1 protein-coding gene is annotated in these 204 nt (G+C 66.7%); it reads left to right on the top strand.

Annotation, left to right across the window (positions count from 1 at the left end; all coding sequences use genetic code 11):
- Positions 1-11: 11 nt before the first annotated feature.
- Positions 12-204: DUF222 domain-containing protein (locus LI94_RS21800; protein ID WP_255351907.1), on the top strand; the 193-nt coding region annotated here is incomplete at its 3' end.

The raw sequence follows: 204 nt of genomic DNA, 5'->3' as shown, positions 1-204 counted from the left end.
GGTGGCCGTCGCTGACCGTGAGCCGGTTGGCGGCCAAGATCGACAAGATCGTGGCCCAGGCCGATGCTGATGCGGTGCGCCGCCGCAAGGAGCGGCAGGCCGAACGTGAGATCGTCTTCGGGAACTTTGTTGAAGGGGGTCTGTCGGAGATCCAGGGCAGCCTGTTCACCACCGATGCGCGGGCGGTGGACACCGCGCTGGATG

The sequence above is a fragment of the Mycobacterium sp. UM_Kg27 genome, assembly GCF_000972905.1.
Taxonomy (GTDB): domain Bacteria; phylum Actinomycetota; class Actinomycetes; order Mycobacteriales; family Mycobacteriaceae; genus Mycobacterium.
The sequence above is the reverse complement of the archived record's forward strand: the minus strand, read 5'-3'. Positions and strand labels throughout refer to the sequence as shown.